Source organism: Streptomyces sp. NPDC101165 (assembly GCF_044768135.1).
Taxonomy (GTDB): Bacteria; Actinomycetota; Actinomycetes; order Streptomycetales; family Streptomycetaceae; genus Streptomyces.
Genome location: NZ_JBIWPG010000037.1, coordinates 15701 through 33039 on the forward strand (window position 1 = coordinate 15701; position 17339 = coordinate 33039).

Sequence of the window (17339 nt, forward strand, 5' to 3'; positions counted from 1 at the left end):
GACCTCGGACTGCCCAGCCGCCGAGGCGCCGCCCACCACCGGCAACATCAACGTGACGCCATGACACCGGCGTCGTGAGACGGGTGTTCCCGAGTGGGTTTGACCAGCATCGCCCGACGCCTTCGTAGATCGCTTCCCATCGCAGGGGCGATCGCTTCTCGGCAGGAGGGCAGTAGCCGACCTCAGGCCGCGGCGCGTTCGGCGAGTGGGCGGCGCCGCAAGGCGGTGTCGGTCAGTGATCGCGGAGGGAGGGAGACGCTGGGGTTGTACTGGTTCACCCCGGGCGGCACGACTTCGTCGATCGGGCAAGGACCCAGACCGCTACGCCACGTTCTGGTTAGAGTCCGGCATGGTCCTCAAGGAAGGACTGGTCACCGACTCCCTCATCCGTCGACGTGATGTTGCAGGGACTCGCCGACGGTCGCATAGTTGGAGATCGGGCCAACGGGCTTTTCTTCAGCTGCGATTCGAGGACCTCGTAGGCCCGGGGGCCGTGCGGCTGGGAGGCCCGCTGTACAGCACGGGCCTGCCCAATCCTGCACGGCCGCCTCGTACGCCCTGGTCCGCCGCTTCGGCCTCAAGTCGGCATCACCCCGTGAATCCGCGACAGCGTGAACACCCGCTCCTCGTCACGCAGCTGGCACCACGCGTACAGGTACGGCGGGTCGAGGGCCAAGTCGCTGAGCGTGCGGATCGTGCGCTTGCCCGTGGCGGCGACGTACTCGATCGTGACCGCCGTGCCGTCGTCGACGGCGTGGGCGAGTTGACGGACATCGGTGTGGGAGAGGCGCCTGACGTATCCGGCGATGACTTCTTCGGTGTCAGTGGCGAAGGGAACGCCGTTGTGCGGGTCGGGGGCGGGACCGGCGAGCGGGGCGGCCGCGAGTCGGGCGGCCAGCGCGGTCAGCTCGGCGGACACGGGTGCGGTGGTCGTACGGGCCCGGGCGCCGAGCGCACCCGCCGCGCTGCGTGGCGGCGGCACCGGCGCGATCGCCCGGTGGCTGCGGGGCCGCTCGATGCGTACGGTGCCGTCGGCCGACTCCGCGACCGGCGCGTAGCCCTCGGCCCGCAGTGCGGCGAGCGTCTTCTCCAGTGGTGAGCGACTGACAAGGACGGTCGGGGCGAGGTGCCGCAGGCCCAGCTTGGAGAGTCTGCGGTGGGCGGCGAGTTCGGCGAGAACGGCGGGGTCCTCGCCGTGGATCACGCAGGCGGCCGGGGCGAGGCGGATCCGCCCGTGACCGCGTGCCGTGTCGTTGATCAGGTACGCCAGGGGCTGCGGCAGCGGGCCAGTGGCGACGGCGGCCAGGTCCGTCTCGATGGCGTTGGGGCAGCGGCCGGCGTCCAGGGCACGGCGAACGCTCCTCGGGCTGAAGCGCCACACCGAGGCCGTGCCGCCGGCCTCCCGGTCGGCGACCGAGTCCAGCAGCGTGACCAGCCGCGCAGCGGGCGTGCCGGTGACGACGGCGGTCAGGTCGGTGCCGAAGCGGACCGTCGTGGCGGCCTCGGGCAGCAGGCGACAGCAGACCGCGGACAAGCCCTCGGAGTCTTCGGCCAGCAGCGCGGCGCCGATCGGGGAAAGGGCGCCGCGGGCGAGGATGCCGAGCAGTTCCGCCTCCCGGATCACGGTGGCGAACGGCGTTGCGTCCTGCGGCAGTACCTCGGCGAGCGGGCGGGTCCAGGCGGTCACGAGCCCCAACTCCGCCACTCTCCTCGCACCTTGGCCAGGTGGGATTTGGGAAGCGGCGGTGAGCAGCCCGTGCCGGGCCTGGAGGCAGCCGGCGCAGGGCGGGGCTTCGGCCAGGGCGGGCAGCGCCTTGTTGTCCTCGTTGCGGGTCTGTGAAGGGGTGAGCGCAAGGGACCACCAGGCGTGCACCAGCACTCGGAACTGCTGCGAGGGCTCGAGCTCCGCCCAGGTGTCGTAGGCGTCCGTCGTCGCCACCCGGTCACCGTCACGGGCCATCAGACCGGCCTCGTACGCCGTCTCCAGGGTGAGGCGCACGACGGCCTCCTCGCAGCGTGCCCCCTTGCCGATCCTGGCTAGTTCGCGGGCGCCGACTCCGCCGGACTTCAGCCGGGCGGGCGGGGCTGTCGCACATACCGAAAGGACCGAGGCGGCATGGCCAGCGAACGCCGTGGCCGCTGCGGACGCCTCCCTGTCCACCTCCACAGGGGTGACGGGTACCAGGGGCGTGGCGGGCGGCGCGGGATCGAACGGAGCATGCCAGCCGAGCCCGCGCAGCGCGAGCGTCACCTCGGCGGGCATCCGTGCGGAGCCATAGCTGTATCGGCCCTGGACCAGCAGGCCCCGCTCCAGCGCCCAGCGCGCACTCGGATCGGGGACTGATGGGCCCCCGAACGTGAGGAATGGCTCCGGTCGGTACTCGGGGTCGGCCCGGCGCTCCAACAGGTCCCGGGCGTCGGCTGGGGCCAGCGCGACCACCGCGGCGACACGCGCCGGGTCGCTGTGGTGCTCCAAGAGCGCCGCCAGGCGCTGCGACTTGGTTACGGCAGGCCGCAGGCCCAGAGCGGTCAGCATGCGGCGCAGTTCCTCGGAGGTCGTGTCCTTCAGCAGCGTCGCCAGCGGCTGGTCCAGTCCGAGCGGTGTGTCCCACGCCTGCCGCAGGGGCGCGGCCATACGCAGTGTTCCCTCGCCGTCCGGCCAGACCAGTGCATGTGCGGCCAGCGTCTGAAGTGCCGCTTCCAGGCCGCGTGCGGCATCACCCTCGGTAGCGTCGAGCAGGTCCGCCAGGGCGTCGCGCGATACTGGTGCAGTCAGTGCCGCCAGTGCCTCAGCCGCCTGCAGGGCGGGAAGCATCAGCCGGGGCAGCGCGAGGGCCACCGAGCCCGGGCGTTGCAGGCGTTCGGCCAGTTCACTCACCGAGCGGGGCTCCGGTGGGGACACGACGTCCCGACGCGCCGCGAGCACCCCCTCCAGGTGCGCGGCATCGAGGCGGTGCAGCCACGCTGCAAGGGTCGACTTACCGGACTTCATTGATCAGCACACCTCGTCAAGAACAACGCCACTCTGCGGTACAGCCTCTCAGCACGGCGCGTGTGGCGAGCGCCGCGTTCGCCATCGCGTCACGATACGCGGGGCCACGTCAGGGGTGTATTGATGGCCACTCGGTGATCTCGTCTTTGAGGCTATGCGGTGAGTCCGGTGGGCAGGGCGGTCCCGTCGGTTTCTGACTCGATCAGGTGGAGACGGGCCTGGGCGGGGAGCACGTAGCCCATGCAGCGGCAGGCTACGGTCCATTCGTCGTCCTGCTCGGCCGGGACCGCCCCGACCAGGCGGGTCAGAGTGGCGCGTCGAAGAAGATCTTCGACGACATCGGTGCGGCGCCGGATCTCCTTGCTCAACCGCCTCCTCTTGGAATGTCCGACCAGATCCGCCGCCAGATCTCACGCGGGAACGCGGCGAACGCCAGCAGTTCGCGCCGGCTCGTGTCCAAGTGGACTGCGGCCCTGGGGAACTCGAGCCTCAAGCACGTCCAGGACGTGTCGCATCCGGGCCCGGACAGCCGTCGTGCTGGGCAGTTGGACAAACCGTCCCCAGCAGCGTGGCCACCCACCGCTGAGCGGACTTCGGAACCCGGCCCAGCATCTTACGGTTCTAATACGTGCGGCATCGCTACCAGGGGGCACCGGGCAGGACCGCGCCGATCGCATTCACCAGGCCCACCTCCTGCAGGGCACGCAGCAATCGCGTGACATTCTCCGGCAGGCCGAACGCTGCGACCTGAGGCCGATCCGCTCCTTCGCCAGCCTCCGCCAGGACATCGATGCCGCCACCGCCGGCTTCACCCTCCCCTATAGCTTCGGCGTCGTCGAGGGCCACGTCTGCAGAATCAAGCTCCTCAAGCGGAGCATGTACGGCCGCGCATCCTTCGCACTCCTCCGAGCGCGGATTCTCACCCCACCGTGATGCCGACCTCATGCCGACACTCAGCTTGGGTAGCTGCGAGGAGATTCGTTGCGCAGCCTCCAGATCTCCTTCCACTGCCGGGCGTGGTGGGCCGCCAGCAGCGGGTCGCGCGTGTTGGCCCGCTGGACCGCGAGGCTGACCCCGCATCTCCTGCACAGCAGATGGATCCAGTAGGTGCCGTCGTGCCAGACGCTGCTGTTGTCCCGGTCTCCGCATACTCGGCACGTCAGCGCAGGAGCTTCGTCGGGCGGGGCTGATGAACGGAGCACCCGCTCGACCACCACGGGCAGCGGCTCGTCGGGATGGGTTGTCGGCTCGGGACAGTATGCGATGCTCCCCCACCCCGGCTGCAAGCCTCGCCAGGACTCGTCTGCTTTCACCTGCCGAAATCCCCGTGCTTTGTCGGCCCGGCGACTGTTGGTATAGGCACGCTCGTCGGCGAGCCAGAGCTGTCGGGCGTGGTGCAACTCTTCGACGGCGCGTATGAGCGAGCTCGGATCCTTCTCCAGATCCTTGGGGATCCCCGCGCTGTGGCAGAGGTGGTGATACGTGGCCCGGAAGCCGTAGGGCGCGAAGTGGACGAGGCAAGACCGCAAATTCGTATGCCGGGCGCGTGTGGGCAGGCCCTCGTCGTAGACCCGTCTCTGGTGCGTGTTGAAGCTGCTCATCCCAGGACGCTACGGCCTGCAGCGCACGCATCGCATTTCACTTTGGCGGCCCAAGGTTTTTCCTCGGATGTGTTCTTCACGAAACCGCTGCCAGAACCTTGAAAATCCCCACCGTGTCATCAGACGCGGGACGGACCTGCTCGCCTCGTTTCCCCACTCGCTGCTCGCGGGCAGGTCGCGTTCCGTCTCGCTCGTCTGAGCCCCATTCGACCGGCGGGGTGGTGATCGCCTTGCCCGCCACGTGCTGGACGCAGCCACCATCGTCTACCGCCTCGGCAAGACAGCGGCACAAGGCCTGAAAGCTCGTCCCGACCAACGCTCTCTTGCCAGGTCCAACGGCTTTGCGGCGATGGTTAGTTCCCGATAGGGACGTGACGTTTCGCCCAGCCCATTGGCTTGTCGCAGCACACTGTGATGGCCTCATACTCCGGGACCTGACGAACCGACGGGTGAAGGAGCACGGTGAGCGCAGCAGCGGCAGCAGGGACCTGGACGCTCGGGGACCTGGAGGTGAATCGCATCGGCTACGGCGCGATGCGGCTGACGGGCAACGGCATGATGGGCAACTCCGACGGCACGCCGATCGACCGCGATGTCGCCGTCGGCCTGCTGCACAGCGCGTTCGAGCAGGGCGTCAACCACATCGACACAGCCTCCTTCTACTTCTCACCACTGCGGTCCGCGAACGAGCTCATCAACCGAGCCCTCGCATCCTGGTCCGGCGACGTGGTCGTGGTGACCAAGGTCGGCCCGGCGCGTGATCCCTCCGGCGAGTGGCTCTACACGGTCCGCCCCGACCAGTTGCGTGGCCAGGTCGAGGAGAACCTGCGCCAGCTCGGCCGGGACTACCTGGACGTGGTGAACCTGCGCGCCAGCGGCCCCCGCACGGCCTCGATCGCCGAGCACTTCGGCGCCCTCGCCGAGCTGCGCGAGGCCGGCTTGGTCCGGCACCTCGGGCTCTCCGCTGTCCTGCCTGAGCACGTGGTCGAGGCCCAGAAAATCGCGCCCGTGGTCTGCGTGCAGAACTCCTACAGCGTGGACTGGCGCCGTGCCGATGAGAGCGGGCTGGTGAACCTGTGCGGGGAGCAGGGCATCGCCTTCGTCCCGTTCTTCGCGGTCTCCGGCCTGCGGCGCGAGGCGGCCGCAGGCCAGGAGCACGATGCGCGGGTCCACTCTGTCGCCGACGCCCACCATGCGACGCCGACCCAGGTACGGCTCGCATGGACCCTCCACCGCGGTCCGCACGTGCTGGCCATTCCCGGCACCAGGAACCCGGCACACCTCACGGAGAACATCGCCGCCGCAAGCCTGCGCCTCACCGAAGAGGAATTGGCTCTCCTCGACAGGCCGGACGAGGGCACCGACTGAGACTCTGCCCGCGATGCTCGGTGAACTTCCCCAGACCGTTGAGAACCCGACCGAGTGGGGCAAGGAGTGCCCCTGGTCGTTTTCAGAGCTCTGGTCGCAGTTCCGTGAGCACGCCACATGCAGGGCATTGCACGGGCTCACCATCGGGCGACGTCCAAGCGTGAAAAGCGCTGGAGTTTGATCTCCCAGCCACTACCCGCAAGGCCCAGGGTGAGTCGGCCGTTGGACCAAGTGCCACGCACCCTGATCTCCTCGGGCCTGAGGTGGCCGCGGGTGGTGAACGCAACACGCGCCCCGCGCTGTTCGTAGTGTGCCATGTGAACGCCTGAGGTGGGCGTTTCGCGTCGCAGCCACCTCGCGAGGGCGTCGGCGTCCTCGGGCCGGGGTGCAGGGCGCACGAGCACGTCGAGGACGGTTCCGTAGAGTGATGTTCCAGATACGGGCGATGGTGCGCTGGGCTGGGGTGGTGGCCCCGCCGTAGCCGTACATGTCCGCCGGGTGCCGGGCGAGCAAGTCCAGGTAGGCACGGGGTGTGGTGAGTGGGTTCTGGGCGAGGTAGGCGGCTGCCTGTTCGACGGCTAGGAGCTGTCCGGCCGATCATGTGACTGTCGCCTGGTCGGATCGTTGTCCTGTGCATGGGGCGGGGTGATCTGTCGGACGCGGAGTGGGAACAGTTGCGGCCGTTCCTGCCCGTCAGCAATGGTCGGTGCGGGCGGTGGCGCGACCACCGCCAGGTGATCGACGGGATTTTGCATCGGGTGCGGACCGGGGTGCACTGGCGCGATCTGCCGGCGCGGTTCGGACCGTGGAAAACGGTCTACGAACGTCACCGGCTCTGGTCTGGGGACGGCACCTGGGAACGCCTTCTACAGCAGCTCCAGGCGGCGGCCGACGCGGTGGGCGAGATCGACTGGGACGTCTCGGTGGACTCCACCATCGTGCGCGCGCATCAGCACGCGGCCGGCGCCCGCACCGACCCGCCGCCGGCCCTCGCCGCCCCAAAGGGGGACGAGCCGCTGGAACACCAGGACGAAACTCCGTGTCAGAGCCTCGTCGACCGGCTGGTGGAGGTGGTGCAGGAGGCGAAGGCCTGGGGCGTTCGCGCGGCGGCTTCACCAGCAAGATCCACCTGAGCGCGGACGGTCACTGCCGCCCGCTGTCGCTGATCGTCACACCGGGGCAGCGGGCCGACTGCACCCAGCTCGTGCCGGTGCTGGAGAAGATCCGGGTGCCCCGGCCCGGTTCGGGCAGGCCCCGCAAGAAGCCCGACAGCGTCGCAGCAGATAAGGCCTACAGCAACGGTCCCTGCCGCCACTACCTGCGGCGGCGCGGCATCTGGCACACGATTCCCGAGAAGACCGACAGTCGGGCCGCCCGCCTGCGCAAGGGATCACGAGGCGGACGACCACCGAGGTTCGACGAGGAGCGGTACAAGAAGCGCAACACCGTCGAACGAGCTGTGAACAGGCTGAAGAACTTCCGTGCGGTGGCTACGCGGTATGACAAGCGCGGCTACGTGTTCCTCGGCACTGTCTCAGCTGCAGCTGTCATCGTATGGCTCCGCTCATGACCGGCCACTCGAGTTGAAGTCGAGTGCGGAAGCCCGGCCGACCGCGGCAAACAGGATGAGTGGCAACTCCTTGTCGGCCTGGCCGAGTGCCAGCGCGAGCCAACGACCGCTGTCGGGGAGCGGCCACACCTGCATGCTCACGACCTGTTGGCTGAGGTAGTCGAGCGGCTCGGGCACCGGCTCTCCCTCGCAACTGGCACTCAGATACGGTCCGAGGTCAACGACAAACGCATGGCCCCACCGAGTCGTCAGGCGTGCGGCCAGGTCGTTGAGGCAGGCCTGCAGCTCGGCTTCGGCCTTCGCCCAGGCCTGCCCGTCATCTTCATCCCAGAAGTCCCGACTGACCTGCAGTTCTCGCACATGATGCTCTGGGCCACCTTCCCCGGAGGAGTCGACATAGGTCACCTCCGGGAACGGCTGCACAACCATTGCGTCAATCGTCGAGATGTACTCCTCGGTGGTCATGGCCACAGGTTATGGGATCGAACAGACATCCACCGTGACCGTGGCGCACAGACCAATGATCGGCCGGACAGCCCCTAGTAGGACTCCGTTAGGTCTGTCTCGATCTGGGTGTCTTGGGCGTCCTGCTGGGCAGGGGCTGATGGCAGGTGGTGCAGATGCCGGTCCAGCACCTCAGGGTGTTCTGGAGGATGTCGAGGACCTGGTAGAGAGTGGGGCTGACCAGGGGACTTTTGGGGCCAGACGTTCTTCGGTGAGGAAGGCATGAGCGGCGGTCACGAGGGTGACGTGATGGTGCCAGCCCGGCCAGGAACGGCCCTCGAAGTGGTCCAGGCCCAGGCCGTGTTTGACTTCGCGATAGTCGTGCTCGATGCGCCAGCGGACCTTGGCCAGACGGACCAGATCGACGATCGGAATGCTGGCGGGAAGGTCGGACAGCCAGTAATTGGTTGGTGCCTAGCAGGGCAGCATGATCCGCCGCTACATCATCTGGCGGAACAAGCATGCCGCCGACGAACGGCTACGCGAGGTCGTCGACAGGGCGAACGTTGCCTGACGCGGCACTAGCCACTGAACTGTTTCATGCGTCACTGAACTCCGCAGCGTTGTTCAACAGTCCGGGTGTTGGACGAGAGAAGAGAGTCAGTGAGGTTTTCTCAACGAAGATCACTTCCGGCCGTCGCCGACAACCGGCGGGCCGTCGGCGATGGCTCGGGGATTGACTCGCTTACGCACGGGTGACAGCCTGCCTGCGATCATGAACCGACTGGCCGCAGGGGAGACATGCCCTTCTTCGACGCCGTCCTGCTCGACTGGGTTGGAACACTCATCGTCCCCAAGTGGGGCCCAGCGCAAGCGCGGCCGCGAGGGGCGCTGTGGATCGAGCGCACACTGCGACAACTCGGACGTGACTCATCCGAGGCGGAGGTGCAGCGGATCAGCGCAGCGCTGGTCGCTGCGGGCAAGCGGCCGGACGTCGAGCGGGGCTGGTCACGGGCGGACGTGTCAGCGGCGGCACACCGCGACAGCTACGCTCGATGGGCGAATGCTGCAGGAGTCGACCCGGTCCTGGCTGATGAGCTGTACGCGGCACTGTCCGACGCCACCGACAACCCGTTCGCCGCCGATGTCGAACCCACTCTCGCGGCCCTGAAGGCAGCCGGGCTGAAGGTTGCGATCATCAGTGACATTCACTTCGACATTCGCCCTGGGTTCGTGAAGGCCGGCCTGGACGGGTACGTCGACAGCTTCGTCTTGTCCTTCGAGCACGGCGTGTGTAAGCCCGACCCTGCCCTGTTCCGCCTTGCCCTGGACCGGCTCGGGGTGCAGCCCGGCGAGGCACTGATGGTGGGCGATCGTTCCGGCTACGACGGTGCGGCCGTCGAAACGGGGATCGCAACTCTGCTCGTCCCGCCGTTGACGCAGGTCACCGAGGAGCGGCTGCACCTCGTGCTCGCGGCCTGCGGCATTCCCGCCCGTTTGACGGCTTCGTTCGTGAAATGACCTTCGCGGAGCGGTGTGATCCCGGCGGCCGCCGTGGGGATCAGAAATCGGGTGCCAGTCGCAGGAAAGACGTAAAGCCCCTGGTAGGACAGGTCTCACGACAAGATCATGTCCGTAGCTACCAGAGGCTTCACGTTGGTCACCTATGTTGCCACGCTCGACGTCCCGCGCCACGTCGTGGACTTCCTTGCCCGTCTGCTGGCCGCCCACCGCCGCCGGATCGGCACGCCGAAGGGCTCCCGTGCGCTGGGGCCGTTCCGTCAGGCGGTGCTGGTACTGCGCTGGTTCCGCGAACGCGGCTGCGTGCACTGCCTCTCCCACGACGCCGGCGTCTCCCAGGCCACCGGTTACCGGTACCTGCACGAAGGCATCGACGTCCTTGCGAGCCAGGCCCCCGAGCTGCACGAAGTCCTGAACCGCTGTCAGCGTGAAGGCATGACACACGTCATCCTCGACGGCACACTCATCGAATCCGACCGCCTCGCCGGTGTCCGCGAGAACGGCAACGACCTCTGGTTCAGCCAGAAGCACAAGGCGTTCGGCGGCAACATCCAGTTCTTCGCCGCCCCGGACGGCACCCCACTGTGGGTGTCGGATGTCGAGCCCGGCTCCACCCCCGACATTACCGCCGGCCGCATCCACGCCCTGCCCGCCCTCTACAAGGCGGCGGCCGACGGCCTCCCCACCCTGGCCGATAAGGGCTACATCGGAGCGGGCATCGGCATCCGCGATCTCCTGGTTCAGCTCCCGGTCCACACGGAGGACCGCACCGGTTACGAGCGCACGAAGTTCAAGCACTGGATCGACGCCGACAAGGACGGCTGCAACACCCGCGCCGAGGTACTCAATGTCGAGCCCAGCAGGACGCCCACGGTTGACGAGTGCTCCTGGGCCCCCGGTGGAGGTCAGCGCAGGTCTGCACCCTCGGGACACCCTCAGGGCAACCGACGGAATGCTGTGGCCTGCTGAAACAAGCCATCTGTGAGGTGAGGAACCCGCGTATCGATGTGGGGAATCCCTGCCGAACTTTCATCCGCGCATTCCGTCACTCGGGGAACCTCATGTCATCGGATCTTCGGGAGGCTCAGAGCACGACGAATGTGACGGCATCACCTCTGCTCCGCGTCAGGATCGACCATCACCCACGGCAGGTCCTCGAACTGCGCGACGATCCGGCTCCAGCCACCGCTTCGCGCACCGCCGGTGGGAGCGGCATCGTCCAGCCAGATCTCCGTGCCCGGCGGAAGGTCCTCCGGTCCGCGCTCGGTGCCGATGACGAGGGTGAACTCGGGGTCATCAGGACTGCTCCGGCTGTAGTACGCGTCTCCGTCGCGCCACGCTTCCAGGGCGAAGTCCGCAAGGATCGCCCGCCCATGGCGGCCCTCGGGAAAGAGCAGAAGCAGAGTGTCGCCTCGCACGGGCACGTCGGTGTCAGCGACACGGGCGGCCAACGCCTTGATGGGGACGGCAGGCTCGACCTGGAGACCGAAGCCGGTGCGGTGCGAGCCGGTCACGGTCACGATGTGGTACGGCACGCCATATCTTCCCACCCTCGTGGTGCTTTCCCACAAGCAGGGCGCCGGTGGGGGTCGGTGGGCAGAACACCGCGTCGCCTCAGCCGACCAGCCTCAACTCTCCTTCGGGTATTCCGTCACCCCGGGAACTTCATTTCGTCGGTACCTCCCTCTTTCTAAGAGATCAGGAGGGTGGCGAAGACGCTGGCTACGGTGGCGGTGAGGGTGATGACCGCGGCGAAGGTGACGGCGGCGCGGGTGAGGGCGGCGGGGTAGCTGGCGCCGTCCATGCGGGCGAGCTTGCCCACGCCAGCGGCGGCCAGCAGCGCGACGACGATCACGAGTGCGGTGGTGAGAAGGACGACGGCGACGGTCACGACAGACTCCCGTTAAACGATGGGGTGTTGACGTGGACGAAGGTCGTGGAAGTGGTGTGCGGCGGGGTTCGCCGGGACGAAGATGAACACCGGCGAACACATCACGGCCCGGGGGCGAGCACGTGCGCGACGAGCAGAACCGTCAAAATCCGGCACTTATCCAACTGCGCAAGAGGCTGAGCGGCGGACTGGCCAAACTCGGGCTGAACAAGACGGAGCTAGCCCGCCGGGCGGGGCTGGGGCGTACGACCGTGTCAGAGGCCTTCCAGACCGACGGGCCGGTGCCCTCGGCGCAGACGGTGGCGGCGCTGGCAAGCGCGCTGAAGCTGCCGGTCGAGGAGATACTGGCGCTACAGCAGGACGCGGCCCGGGGCGGTAAACGGCCGGGGCCCGGCAGGTTGATCGGACAGTGGGAGCCGCACGATCTGGAGGTCCATCCGACCGGGCACAGCACGGTCGTTGACGGCTCGGATGCGCCCGGGACACGGGCGCTGCCCGGGTACGTGCGGCGCGAGCATGACCGAGTGCTGGCCGAGGCGGTGAGGGATGTGGCGGCCGGCCGCAACCGGATCGTGGTCCTGGTGGGCACCTCGTCGACCGGGAAGACCCGGGCCTGCTGGGAAGCCGTCCAGCCGCTCGCGCTGAAGGGTTGGCGGCTGTGGCATCCCTTCGACCCGACCCGGGCCGAGGCCGCCCTCGAGGACCTGGACCGTGTCCAACCGCGCACCGTGGTGTGGCTGAACGAGGCCCAGCACTACCTCGGGAACCGGGCGGCCGGTGAGCGGATCGCGGCGGCGGTGCACCATCTGCTGGTCACCCCGGAGCGCGGGCCCGTCCTCGTGCTGGGCACGCTCTGGCCCGAATACGCCCACCAGTACACGGCTCTGCCCGCCCCGGGCGGGGAAGATCCGCACAGCCGGGCCCGGGAACTGCTCTCCGGCCGCACCCTGAGCATCCCGGACTCCTTCGACGCCCCGGCCCTGGCCGAAGCCACCGCCCTCGCCGAGGGCGGGGACCGGCTGCTGGCCGACGCCCTCACCCGCGCCCACACCGACGGACGCATCACCCAGGACCTGGCCGGTGCCCCCGAACTCCTCAACCGCTACCAGCACGCCAGCCCGCCGGCCAGAGCGCTGCTGGAAGCGGCGATGGACGCGCGCCGCCTCGGCGTCGGCCTCCACCTCCCGCAGGCCTTCCTCACCGACGCCGCCCCCGACTACCTCAGCCAGACCGACTACGACCAGCTCACCGACGACTGGGCCGAAGCCGCCTTTGCCGAACTCGCCGAACCGGTCCACGGCAAACAAGCCCCCCTGCGCCGCACCACCCCCCGCCCCCCACGACGCCCACCCACTCCCTCCACAGCCACGGGCCCGCCGTCCCCACGGCCGTCCGGGCCGGTGTTCCGGCTCGCCGACTACCTCGAACAACACGGCCGCACCACCCGCCGATGGCTGTGCCCGCCCGCCTCCTTCTGGCACTCCGCCCACGCCCGCCTCACCCACCCCGAGGACCTGGACAGCCTCACCCGGGCAGCCAAAGCCCGGCACCGCCTGCAATGGGCCCACCACCTCCAACACCGCGCCGCCGACCACGGCAGCACGAACGCCCTGAACCGCCTGGCCGCGATCCGGTGGGAGGCCGAGGACTGGCAGGACGCCGAAGCCCTCTACCGGCAGGCCGCCGAACACGGCGACACCACCGCCCTGGTCCACTTGGCCCATGCCCGGGAGATGGCCGGGGACCGGGAGAGCGCCGAAACCCTGGCCCGGCAGGCCGCCGAACACGGCGACACCACCGCCCTGGTCCGCCTGGCCCGTCCCTGGGGGACGGCCGGGGACCGGGAGAGCGCCGAAACCCTCTACCGGCAGGCCGCCGGCCACGGCAACACCACCGCCCTGTACCGCCTGGCCGAGATCCGGGAGAAGGCCGGAGACCGGGAGAGCGCCGAAACCCTGGCCCGGCAGGCCGCCGACCACGGCAACACCACCGCCCTGTACCGCCTGGCCGAGATCCGGGAGAAGGCCGGAGACCGGGAAGGCGCCGAAACCCTGGCCCGGCAGGCCGCCGACCACGGCCACACCGACGTCCTGTACCGCCCGACCGAGGTGTGGGGGGTGTTTGAAATGCTGTGGCCGTATGGCCTGGACCCGGACGGTACGCCGACGCCCCGATGGCAGTAATCCACGCGCTACCGGCCACGACAGGGGCGCGTCTGCCGTCGGTGGACGCACCGGAGGCGGACACAGAATCGTGAGGGATCCCCGCACCCCGCTCGGATGCACGCTGGGAGGACCGAGAAGTGGTGCCAACGAGGACGACGTGAACCGACCCGCCCGCGGCACGGGCAACGGGCAACCAAGCGGGCGGCGCCGGGAGGCGGTCACCAGCCACCCCAGCCCATGATCGATCTCAGCGTTAACGGCTACCCCGCTACTGCTCGCACATCCCCGGCGGGTGGTGGACGGCGCGCAGACACGGACGGAAGTGGTCCAGCTTAGGCAGGCCCACTGCCAGCGGCAGGGTTCTCGTCGGGCCAGCTGGCCCTGGCGCACATCTCCCCGGCCCGCAGCTCGGTGGTCAACTACTACGGCTCGATCACCGTCGACTACGAGCACGAACTCGCCCAGCTCGACGAGCAGGGACACCGGCCGCTGCGGACCACAGGCATGGACGACCCCGGAGCTGGGCTGTAGCAGCGATCGGCCCGGTGACGCTCGGGGCCATACAGTCGGAAGCGGTCCGGCCCGGAGCCACCAGCTATGGCTCCGGGACGGACCGCTTTGTGCGCGAGGCTCAGAGCCTGTCAGGTGGCTGGTTGATTACGCTGCGATGAGGTCCTCGACGGTCTTGGCTCGGGCGGTCTTGCGGTGGGATTCATGGCTCCACCGCGATGGCTGCCCGGCGAGCCGGACAAGCATGAAACGGATCATCGCTACCTTGATCATTGAGGCCCCGACTCCCCCTTCCGCCTCAGATATCTCCAGCCCTATGCCGAGGCAGCCCGCACCTGGCTGCACGCCGAGGCCGAGGTCGTCGACACCACGCGGCTCACCCCCGCCGAGGCGGCCCGGCGGATCGCTGAGGCAGTCACGATCCAGCCCTGAAAGAGTCATGGATGATCACATCTACGACAGAAGGGAAAATGTTAGCCGGAAACGGGCCTCCGGATTCTACGGTGACTCCCCCGCGGCAGGTGATCCGCGGTAGGTGATCCATGGGGGGGGAACCATGTTTCTGTCACGCGGAACCCGCACAGCTCAAGAGCCGCTGCCAGAGCCGGAGTCGGAGTCGGCGGTGCCGGTTCCCGGGCCCGGCGGGTGGGCGGCCGTGGAGTCCCTGGGGCGTGCCGTGTTCGCGGTGCTGGACACCGACGGCCGCGCCGACTACGCGGAGTGGTTCGAGGAGTTCCGGGAGGATCCGCAGGGCGTGGTGAAACCCGCGCTCACTCCGGCCGTCGGTTCCGGAGTGACCGTCACCTCGGCTCTCCTGTACGTGCTCCCGGTGGCGGCCTGGCTGGTGAAGGCGGTCGCCGAGCGCCTCGCGGGGCAGGCCGTGGACACCCTCGGCCAGACCGTCCGGGCGAAGATCGGACGCCTGCTGGAAGACCGCCGCGGCGGGGCGGCGCCCGCCCTGGACCCGGACGAGGAGCAGGTGGCCCTCGCCGCGCTGGCGGCCTGGGCCCGGAGCGTCGGCGCCGACGCCGAGCAGGCGGGCACCGTGGCCAGGGCCGTCATCGCCGTCCTGCGCGGCGGAGGTGCCGGTTGACGGCCGGTGACGACCGGCAGCGCGGGGTCCTGTCGCCCACCGGCGCCCGCTATGTACTGCTGATCGTCACACTGACCCTCGCGGGCGCGTTCGCGGGGCAGGTGATCCACAATCTGGTGCTCGGCCCGTCGTGGGCCTCGGCCGTACTGAAGTGTTCGGGCAGGGGCGCCGCCCTGTTCCCCGACTCCGCCTTCGATCGGGCGCTGTACGTGTCCCGCTGCACGGGACCGGTGCAGCGCCGCGAGGCCGAGGTCTCCCTGGTGGGCTCGGCGGCGGTACTGCTGCTCGGACTGGCCGGTCTGTGGGTCCTGCCGCGCCGGCTGCTGCGCCGCGCGGGTCCGCTGAAGGCCGTACCGGCGCGCTGGCAGGAGCTCGCCGACCGGGTCGCCGCCGAGATGGGGGTACGGCGTCCGCCGCGACTGGTCTGGGGCGCCGCCCCCGTCCGGGAGGCGTTCGTGCTCGGCCGGGGCGGGCGCTCCCGCGTCGTCCTGCCGCGCGGCATCCGGCTGCTCCCCGAGGCGGAGGCGGAGGCGATCGTCCGCCATGAGGTGGGGCACCTCGCGGCGGGCGACACCGTTCTGGTCTGGCTCACCCGCGGCCTGTGGTGGGCCCTGCCGCCGGTGCTGCTCGCCGCGCCCCTCGTCGCCGCCGTCCAGGGCTGGCGGCTGCCGGAGACGAGCCCTCTGCAGATGCTGTCCCACCCGTTCTGGGCCGAGTACGGCGCGAGGGCCCTGGTCCTGCTGGTGGTCGCCGCGCTCGTCACTCAGCTGATCATGCGGTCGCGGGAGCACGAGGCGGATCTGGCCGCCGTACGAGGGCAGTCGGTCGCGCTGTGGGAGTCCCTGCTCGGCGGGGCGCAGCCGGCCGGGAGGCGGAGCTGGCTCGACCGGGCGCGCGCCAACCACCCCACCCACGACCGCCGACTCGCCGTACTGCGCGCGCCACTGACGCTGCTGCGCCCCAGCCTCCTGGACACCCTTGTGGTCGGGCTGCTCGCGGCCGTCCTCCTGGACTCCATGGACGGCCTCGGCAACCTCCTCCTCAGCGGCACCTCGTGGAGTTCGGCACCGGTCGGCGCCCTGTCCGCCGGGCTGTTCCTGGCCGTCGGCTGGGGCGTCGCGGTGTGGCGCGACACCCAGGCTCGCGGCGGCGCGAACAGCGGGGCCGTACAGTGGCTCCACCCCGCCCTGGGCATGAGTGCCGGGGCCGGGCTGCTGGTCCGGTTGCAGAGCACGGGGACCACGGCGAGCGGGCCGATGCGGGGATGGCCCCTGCTGATCGTGCTGCCGCTCGCCGTCATGGGGGCGGCCTCGCTCGGTGCCGCGTTCGCCCGTCTGTGGAGCAGCAGGCGCGGTGCCGAACGCATCGCCTTCCGGGACCAGTTGGCCGTTGTCACCGTCAACGCACTGCTCTTCGGCGGCGCGTTGTGGCTGGCGATGGACTTCTGCACGATGCTGAAGGCGGCGTTCGCCGAGCCGGTGCCGTACGCGGCGCTGCTCACCGGCCCCTACTCGGCATCGAGCGGCACCCGTGCCGTCGGGTTGGTGGCGGTCGCCGCGACGGCCCTGTGGGCGGCCCTCCGCCGGGCCCGGCCGCTGGACAGCCACTGGTTCCCGGCGCTGGGCGTCGCCGGTGCCGTCGTCGCCTCGGCGGTGACCCGGCTGGGGTACCGGCCGACGGCGATGCCGCGCGACTGGACCGCGACCTGGCAGCTCGACGTGCTGACCGCGCTGTGCGCGGGGGCGGTCTGCGCCGTCGCACTGGTCGTCTGCCGGGGTTCGGACGGTCTCGGCCCCGCCCTGTACGCGGCTCCGGCGGCGTCCGTACTCACGGCCACCGTGCTGTGGGCGGCGCGCTTCGGTTCCTGGCGGCATCCCTTCGACGTATGGGCCACGGTCCTGGTCGGGGGCTCGCTGTCCGGTCTCGTCGTCGTGCTCGTGGCCCTGGCCGCGCCGGCGGGGCTGCTGCCCACGTGGGGCGCCGGGCGCCGGACCGTGACCGCGGGCGCGGGGGCCGTCACCGCGCTCGCGGCGATCGCTGCCGTCGTGGCGCTCGAACACTTCGGGGACGCCGTGCTGTTGCGCTGAACCGACGCCGACGCCCCGAGCCGCGCCGAGCCGCTGGACCGACGCGCCCGGCCCGCCCTTGTCAGCGCCGCCTCGACCGGGCCCGGTAGGGCTCAAG

General features: G+C 69.7%; 14 protein-coding genes and 4 pseudogenes. 10 read left to right on the plus strand and 8 right to left on the minus strand.

Features of this window, described 5'->3' with window-relative positions; translation table 11 throughout:
* Positions 1 to 182: 182 nt before the first annotated feature.
* From ACIRVH_RS44845 to ACIRVH_RS44855, 3 genes and pseudogenes are all read right to left on the minus strand, one after another.
* Positions 183 to 302 (minus strand): annotated as a pseudogene (locus tag ACIRVH_RS44845) (aldo/keto reductase); the annotation flags it as partial.
* Between the two features lie 275 nt (positions 303 to 577).
* Positions 578 to 2992 carry a helicase-associated domain-containing protein gene (locus ACIRVH_RS44850; RefSeq protein ID WP_403966373.1) on the minus strand — a complete coding sequence of 805 codons (2415 nt, stop codon included), beginning with the start codon at positions 2990 to 2992 and terminating at the stop codon, positions 578 to 580.
* Between the two features lie 152 nt (positions 2993 to 3144).
* Positions 3145 to 3360, minus strand: a complete 216-nt coding sequence (locus ACIRVH_RS44855) for a hypothetical protein (RefSeq protein ID WP_403966376.1) — start codon at positions 3358 to 3360, stop codon at positions 3145 to 3147.
* Positions 3361 to 3526: 166 nt separating this feature from the next.
* On the opposite strand from ACIRVH_RS44855, the gene ACIRVH_RS44860 reads away from it, so the two are divergent.
* Positions 3527 to 3925, plus strand: a complete 399-nt coding sequence (locus tag ACIRVH_RS44860) for a transposase (RefSeq protein WP_403966379.1) — start codon at positions 3527 to 3529, stop codon at positions 3923 to 3925.
* Positions 3926 to 3945: 20 nt separating this feature from the next.
* Here ACIRVH_RS44860 and ACIRVH_RS44865 read toward each other — a convergent pair whose 3' ends face one another.
* On the minus strand, positions 3946 to 4593 hold the full coding sequence (locus tag ACIRVH_RS44865) for a hypothetical protein (RefSeq protein WP_403966382.1): 648 nt from the start codon (positions 4591 to 4593) through the stop codon (positions 3946 to 3948).
* 462 nt (positions 4594 to 5055) lie between these two features.
* Here ACIRVH_RS44865 and ACIRVH_RS44870 point away from each other — a divergent pair, with 462 nt between their 5' ends.
* Positions 5056 to 5961 carry an oxidoreductase gene (locus tag ACIRVH_RS44870; protein WP_403966385.1) on the plus strand — a complete coding sequence of 302 codons (906 nt, stop codon included), beginning with the start codon at positions 5056 to 5058 and terminating at the stop codon, positions 5959 to 5961.
* Positions 5962 to 6596: 635 nt separating this feature from the next.
* A protein-coding gene (locus tag ACIRVH_RS44875; protein ID WP_403966388.1) for an IS5 family transposase occupies positions 6597 to 7531 on the plus strand; the annotation gives its coding sequence in 2 pieces (ribosomal slippage) (positions 6597 to 6933 and positions 6933 to 7531; 936 coding nt in all).
* Here ACIRVH_RS44875 and ACIRVH_RS44880 read toward each other — a convergent pair.
* Positions 7526 to 7996, minus strand: coding sequence for a hypothetical protein (locus tag ACIRVH_RS44880; RefSeq protein WP_403966391.1), 471 nt, complete (start codon positions 7994 to 7996; stop codon positions 7526 to 7528). The genes ACIRVH_RS44875 and ACIRVH_RS44880 overlap by 6 nt on opposite strands.
* A gap of 171 nt (positions 7997 to 8167) precedes the next feature.
* A pseudogene (locus tag ACIRVH_RS44885) lies at positions 8168 to 8449 on the minus strand (transposase); the annotation flags it as partial.
* A gap of 4 nt (positions 8450 to 8453) precedes the next feature.
* Between ACIRVH_RS44885 and ACIRVH_RS44890 the strand changes: the two are divergent.
* The 3 genes and pseudogenes from ACIRVH_RS44890 to ACIRVH_RS44900 form a co-directional block, all read left to right on the plus strand.
* Positions 8454 to 8549, plus strand: a pseudogene (locus tag ACIRVH_RS44890) (transposase); the annotation flags it as partial.
* A gap of 227 nt (positions 8550 to 8776) precedes the next feature.
* Positions 8777 to 9496 carry an HAD family hydrolase gene (locus tag ACIRVH_RS44895; protein ID WP_403966393.1) on the plus strand — a complete coding sequence of 240 codons (720 nt, stop codon included), beginning with the start codon at positions 8777 to 8779 and terminating at the stop codon, positions 9494 to 9496.
* A 108-nt stretch (positions 9497 to 9604) separates the two neighbouring features.
* Positions 9605 to 10465 carry a transposase family protein gene (locus ACIRVH_RS44900; protein WP_403966396.1) on the plus strand — a complete coding sequence of 287 codons (861 nt, stop codon included), beginning with the start codon at positions 9605 to 9607 and terminating at the stop codon, positions 10463 to 10465.
* Positions 10466 to 10605: 140 nt separating this feature from the next.
* On the opposite strand, the gene ACIRVH_RS44905 is transcribed toward ACIRVH_RS44900, so the two are convergent.
* On the minus strand, positions 10606 to 11031 hold the full coding sequence (locus ACIRVH_RS44905; RefSeq protein ID WP_403966400.1) for a hypothetical protein: 426 nt from the start codon (positions 11029 to 11031) through the stop codon (positions 10606 to 10608).
* 155 nt (positions 11032 to 11186) lie between these two features.
* Positions 11187 to 11387, minus strand: a complete 201-nt coding sequence (locus ACIRVH_RS44910) for a hypothetical protein (protein ID WP_403966403.1) — start codon at positions 11385 to 11387, stop codon at positions 11187 to 11189.
* Positions 11388 to 11509: 122 nt separating this feature from the next.
* Here ACIRVH_RS44910 and ACIRVH_RS44915 point away from each other — a divergent pair, with 122 nt between their 5' ends.
* From ACIRVH_RS44915 to ACIRVH_RS44930, 4 genes and pseudogenes are all read left to right on the plus strand, one after another.
* Positions 11510 to 13570 (plus strand): helix-turn-helix domain-containing protein, encoded by a 2061-nt coding sequence (locus ACIRVH_RS44915; RefSeq protein WP_403966406.1) that lies wholly within the window; start codon positions 11510 to 11512, stop codon positions 13568 to 13570.
* Between the two features lie 768 nt (positions 13571 to 14338).
* Positions 14339 to 14494: pseudogene (locus ACIRVH_RS44920) on the plus strand (ATP-binding protein); the annotation flags it as partial.
* Between the two features lie 190 nt (positions 14495 to 14684).
* Positions 14685 to 15155, plus strand: a complete 471-nt coding sequence (locus tag ACIRVH_RS44925; RefSeq protein WP_403966409.1) for a hypothetical protein — start codon at positions 14685 to 14687, stop codon at positions 15153 to 15155.
* The gene (locus ACIRVH_RS44930) at positions 15152 to 17242 is read left to right on the plus strand and encodes a M48 family metalloprotease (protein WP_403966412.1); all 2091 of its coding nucleotides are present in this window, start codon (positions 15152 to 15154) and stop codon (positions 17240 to 17242) included. Before ACIRVH_RS44925 ends, ACIRVH_RS44930 begins: the two co-directional genes overlap by 4 nt.
* Positions 17243 to 17339 lie beyond the last annotated feature (97 nt).